This window comes from Polynucleobacter sp. 35-46-11, from assembly GCF_002281105.1.
Window position 1 is genome coordinate 1 of the sequence record NZ_NCFJ01000606.1, and the last position, 1,414, is coordinate 1,414.

The window sequence follows — 1,414 nt, forward strand, 5'->3', positions numbered from 1 at the left end:
TTTATAGGCTCTTGCACCCTATAATTTTCTCACTATGCCAACAAATGCACCAAACCCCGGCTCAAACGCCGAAGAATCAAGCTCCAACTTTCCTTTTGTAGGATGGCTGCGTGATGTTGCGCCCTATATCCATAGCTTCCGCGAGAAGACCTTTGTTATTGCTTTTGCTGGTGAACTTGCCCAAGAAATTGGCCTTGAGAATCTGATTGAAGATATCGCTATGTTGCATGCCATGGGTATGCGCATTGTTTTAGTTCATGGTATCCGCCCTCAAATTGAAGAGCAGCTTATGCTCCGCAATATCAAGAGTCAGTTTGGCAAGAGCACAATGCATAGCTATCGCATCACCGATGCCGCAGCCTTGGAATGCGTCAAAGAAGCTGCTGGTGAATTACGCCTTGATATTGAAGCGGCATTTAGTCGTGGCTTACCTAATACGCCGATGGCAGGATCACGCATTTCAGTGATTTCAGGAAACTTTATTACCGCCATGCCTGTGGGCGTGGTTGAAGGTATTGATTACATTCATACCGGACTGGTTCGTAAAGTGGACTCCACTTCAATCAAGCTATCACTTGATAGCAACAAAATTGTTTTGCTATCACCGCTGGGTTTCTCGCCAACAGGGCAAGCATTTAACCTTGCCTTTGAAGATGTAGCCGCTTCTACTGCCGCTGCACTCAAAGCAGATAAATTAATATTCCTTAGCCCCTACGCTGGTCTTAAAGATGCGGAAGGTGATTACATTACCGAACTCTCGATGCCACAGCTACAAGAATATGTAGCCGAGCATCCTAATCTTGATCTAGGCATGAAGAGCTTGCTCAATATCTCGGGTAGAGCCATTCGTGCTGGCGTGAGTCGTGTGCACTTCTTACCTTGCAATCGTGATGGCGCACTCCTAGAAGAACTCTTTACCCACGATGGTATTGGAATGATGCTAGCTTCATCCGATATTGAGAATTTACGCGAAGCGAATCAAGATGACGTTGGTGGCATATTGCAGCTTACTAGCCCGCTTGAAGAAGAAGGTATTTTGGCTGCCCGCGGACAAGATGTGATTGAGCGTGACATTCAGCGCTTCTCTGTGATTGAGCATGATCGCGTGCTCTTTGGATGTGCCGCCCTCTTCCCCTTCCCCAATGGCGTAGGCGAACTTGCTTGCCTCGCAGTCGATCCTGATGTTCAGGGCTCCGGTGATGGGGAGCGCTTACTAAAGCGCGTTGAGATGCGGGCAAAGCGGGAAGGAATTAAAAAATTGTTTGTTTTAACTACCAGAACAGAGCACTGGTTTTTAAAGCGCGGCTTTAAGCGCGCTTCTGTTGACGATCTTCCAGAAGAAAGAAAGCAAATTTACAACTGGGATCGCAAATCCATGGTTCTAACGAAAGATCTATAAGTTTTTATAGCTTTC

At 46.6% G+C, this 1,414-nt stretch carries 1 protein-coding gene; it reads left to right on the top strand.

Annotation, left to right across the window (positions count from 1 at the left end; translation table 11 throughout):
- Positions 1-34 precede the first annotated feature (34 nt).
- Positions 35-1,399 (top strand): amino-acid N-acetyltransferase, encoded by a 1,365-nt coding sequence (argA, locus tag B7Y67_RS18075; RefSeq protein ID WP_293599819.1) that lies wholly within the window; start codon positions 35-37, stop codon positions 1,397-1,399.
- Positions 1,400-1,414 lie beyond the last annotated feature (15 nt).